Origin of the sequence: Tenacibaculum xiamenense (assembly GCF_964513065.1) — a bacterium.
In the GTDB taxonomy this organism is placed as follows: Bacteria; Bacteroidota; Bacteroidia; order Flavobacteriales; family Flavobacteriaceae; genus Polaribacter; species Polaribacter xiamenense.
Map to the genome: position 1 here is coordinate 1 of NZ_CAZEQU010000009.1, position 4,290 is coordinate 4,290.

General features: G+C 30.0%; 2 protein-coding genes and 1 pseudogene. All 3 read right to left on the reverse strand.

Annotation, left to right across the window (positions count from 1 at the left end; genetic code table 11):
* Positions 1-1,689, reverse strand: a pseudogene (locus ACKTTV_RS01945) (hypothetical protein); the annotation flags it as partial.
* Positions 1,690-1,706: 17 nt separating this feature from the next.
* Positions 1,707-2,507 (reverse strand): HNH endonuclease family protein, encoded by an 801-nt coding sequence (locus ACKTTV_RS01950; RefSeq protein ID WP_408029123.1) that lies wholly within the window; start codon positions 2,505-2,507, stop codon positions 1,707-1,709.
* Complete coding sequence (locus ACKTTV_RS01955) at positions 2,494-4,035, reverse strand: AAA family ATPase (protein WP_408029124.1); 1,542 nt, start codon at positions 4,033-4,035, stop codon at positions 2,494-2,496. The genes ACKTTV_RS01950 and ACKTTV_RS01955 overlap by 14 nt, the downstream gene beginning before the upstream one ends.
* Positions 4,036-4,290: the final 255 nt, after the last annotated feature.

Here is a 4,290-nt window from a genome sequence, read left to right on the forward strand (position 1 = left end):
TTTGTCACTAATTAACTTAAATATCCCATCCTCTACTTCATAGGTTACTTTTTTGTCCTCTGTTCTAGGCTTAATACCTTCTACAAAATCTTCATAACTCATGGATTGGTGAAAGGTAGTAAATACTATTTGTTCCTTTTCACACAATTCATTGTAACGCTTTACTATTTCCTTCCTAGCTTCTTCACTATCTCCATAGTTCTTTTTATCTATTAGCTCTACTGCTATTTTTTTAGTTTCGTAGGTTTTACCTGTTCCAGGAGGGCCGTACAGTATTTGGTTGGTTGTAATAGGTTTATCTTTATTTATATCTTTATATTCATTTTTATAAACATACTTCTCGTTATAAAAACTTACATTATAGTAAGGATTAAATAAAATTTTATTAGCCTCTTCGAGGTCTGTTATCTCTTTTAATGTTGAATTTCCACTAGGTAACCAAAAACTTGCTTCTCCTCTTAACTCTCTTGTATGTTCTATTTTTGGTTCGGTTATTATCTTATACTCGCGATACACATAATCTGAATCTCCAATGATTTTACTGATCTCATCAGGTAATTCTTTGCACTCAGAAGTTATTTGTACTAGATGTAAAAGTTTATCTTTTCCAAAGGTTATGTATACATAATCTCCCACTTGTACTCTATTAACCCAATCGTTACCTTGCCCAGCACCAGTATATCTATACATCACTGCCCATTGATTCTCTTCAAAAACCGATACTAAATTTCTGAGATGTGTTTTTTTAAAAAAAATTCCCATGGAGAATTTGTACAGTCTTTCTTTTTTTAAAAATATATTTTTCATATTATTTTTTGTTGTTAAAAATTCTATAAATGCCTTTATTGCCGCGGAATAAAAACCTCCATTACCATAGGAAGGTGCATCTAGATAATAATACTTACCCTCCTTATTTCTTTGCTCTTTTATAAGGTCTTCATATAAGTATTCTAATTTAGAGATGTTTACTTCTAAATATAAATCCGTTTCTAAGATTTCATTTAAAATATCTATTGCCCTTAAATAAGATGCAGATTTATTACTTGTTTCTATTTCTTTTAACCAATCTAAAAACTCTTTTTTAACTCCTTCTGTTTTTAAGTTAGCAATTTCCCAAAGTTCCTGGGTAAACTCAAAATAATCTTGATTCTCTCTTTTCTTTTCTAGTAAAGATCTATGTAAAGAAGATAAACTCATTTTTTTATAGGAAGCAATATAAAAATGGTTCGCTATTGTTTTTAACACCTCATCTTTAAAAATATTTAAGCAATTATATTTTCCGTATAAAAAGGCTATTTTCCATTTATACGCCGTACCTAAATCAATGCTATCTATGGCTTCTAAATTGTCGCTTTGGGCATGAGTTGCTATTTGTATAATAATACTTCTTACTTCATCAAAAGCCTCTTCCCTTGTTTCACCATATTTGGTAAACCAAGCATACTCATCATCTGTTTTTCTATTATCAGCATCAATGGCTTTACTGGTATCATTTCGTTTATAAACACCAAATTTATAGGAACTACCACCTACAATACTCCCTAAATCACGAGTAACATGTTCTACCCAATAGCAGAAAGAATCTTCTCTATTAGTATTAGTATATTCTTCTAGTTTCATGGTATGTAGCCTTTCTATAGGCCAATGCTCTAAAAATTGTTGTTTTAAGTTTTCTAATTCTTTGTTCATTTTAATACTTAAATCAATTATAATTCTAGAAAATTGTCTCTTATCATTGCAGAATATTGACTCTTTGGGCTTCTATATTGTTGCATCAAAGCCTTTGCTTCATCAATTTTTTCCCTACTGATTTGAGTAGAAACATTACAATTAGCTATAAAATAAGTATACTGTACTTTTTTTAAATAATCTAGCCTCATTTCAAACAAATCACTAATTCCATTCTTACCTTTCCTGTTAAGTCCTATGTTTTCTATTGTCTTTTTACCTCTATGATTTTTATCTATTCCTACTGCTTGTGCGCCATGAAATTTGATGAAAAAACTTGGTTCTTCATTTAGAGGATTAATAAAAAATGGTTTTTCTTTTTTTAAACTATTAGCATCATTATGGCTGATTTTTCTTTTTTCTGGGTTTCTTAAAGGAAATAGATTCTTTTTTTCACGTTGATTGCACACTTGGCATGCCAACATTAAATTTTCAAAATCATATGCTAACCAATAGTAACCTGGACCATGTAGTTCATCGTTATTATTTTGACAATACCCTTTCTTAGGTCTAAAGTGTTCTACATCGCCATGTGATATGTGAGTTATGTTACTCTCGCAAAAAGCACATTTTCCAAATTGACTTGTTTTCAAAATATTTTTTATACTTTCATGCGCATAAATTTTGGAATCGAAACTCAAAGTTTTCGTCCTTCTTTCATAGTCTACCTGTGATTCTTCAAACTTATTTTTCAATTCATCTGTTTCAATTAAAATTTTATTCTGTCTCTGTTGATTTTTAATTTCAGGACACTTTTGCCTTCTCTTAATCCTTATCATTTTTATTAGCTTCTATAACCGAATTCATTAATTGAAAGGTTCTTATCTCATAACTTGTTTCACCTGTTGGTAGTACTCCAAAATCATTCTCGAATTTTTTCAAATCTTCGGCGTCTCGTTCGGTTAATTTATTAGATTTCATTAATTTTTCTCTAAGAACCATGTAGTCATCCATATGGACGGGTCTTGCACTATTCAAATTGAAATAACTACTTGTAAGTACCTGATCAATCCTCCAATTTCTTAGATGATGCATATTTTGATCTATTACAACCTTATCTCCTTCTTTTCTAAATAAAAAAGTATCTGCTTTTTCTGAAGATTGAACAATTAGTGGGCTATGTGTGGCTACAAGTATTTGACTATTCTCATTATTGATGTTAAAATTATCCAATAATTCTGGGAAATTTCTCTGCCATTGCGGATTTAAATGGGTATCTGGCTCATCAAAAAGAAACAAGGTATCATATTCGCCTGTGAATAGAATTAATCCTAGTACAGTGAGCAGTTGTTGTTCTCCTTCACTTAATTGTGCATAATTATGCTGAATTCTTGCTCCTTGTTTATTAATTGTAGATTTTATCTCATGAAAAATTCCAATATTATAAGCCGCTTCTAAAACATCAAAAAATTGTACAGGGTTCTTATATTCTTCTATTATTTGATCAACTAATTTTTCAAAATCTAAATGGATTAGCTTAATGTACTCTCTTTTATCTTCTTGATACATTATAGGTTCTGAATGTTCTGAATGTTCTGAATGATTATAAAGTAAAACTTTAATAAACTTCTGAACTTTACCATTTAAATTCCAAATATCCTTACTATAATCACTATTGCTCTGAATTTCTAATACCCCATCATGTTGCTTCTCTTTATAAAAGTCCGGTGATTTCAAGGTTACACTTATTTCACTGGTATATTCAACATGTAAAAACTCTTTAAAAATTCTGCCTACTAGCTCAGAGTATTCTTTTGAGTCCTTGAAAATCCATAACATTAAAAAAATTAACTCTCCAAAATTTTCGTCGGTAAAAAAGAATCTTCCTAAGATATCTCCGATTCCATCTTTTTTCAGAATATCTATTCTTTTTTTCTTATGTGTTGAAAATAATGATTCTATTCTCTTATTTTCTCCAGAGTAATAAGCGATTACATAATCTGGTAGATATTTACTATTTCTCTCCTTTTTAAACTTTGAAAATGATATAACCGAAAACTTATCTTGCTCATCATTCTTTACGAAAATTAATAATTTGGAATCTTTGGCTTCTATTCGAATATGATTATCCCTGCACCGATATTCAATAATGTAACTAAAAAAATCACTTGATACTTCTGTAGTTAATTCTTCTTCCGTTTTAACTAAATGAAGTTTCGTGAAAATTGCTGTAATTGCCTCTAAAAAATTAGATTTACCTAATCCATTTCTTCCCACTAGTAAGGTTATTAACGGACTGTCTTTAAAGTCAAATTCTACATCTTCTAAATTGTTGTATTTTGAAATCCAAAGTTTTAAAATTTTCATTTTTCTTCCTATTTCTTTTTTCTTACTGTCACTTCGAATGAAATTTCACACAACGCAGTGGAGTGTAATTTTGTATCGAGAAGTGATACTGAGTTCAAATTAGTTCTCGATACTATTTTACTCCGTTTCACTGCACAAAATCACTCGAACTGACAGTGTCGTTTTGTTCTATTGTCACTTCGAGTGGAATTTCACAGAATGCAATGAAGTGAAATTTTGTATCGAGAAGTAATGCCATCTTCGAATTAGTTCTCG

Excerpts from the sequence above, each read along its gene's own strand:
- ACKTTV_RS01955 (WP_408029124.1), bottom strand. The coding sequence starts at position 4,035 with ATGAAAATTTTAAAACTTTGGATTTCAAAATACAACAATTTAGAAGAT.
- ACKTTV_RS01950 (WP_408029123.1), bottom strand. The coding sequence starts at position 2,507 with ATGATAAGGATTAAGAGAAGGCAAAAGTGTCCTGAAATTAAAAATCAA.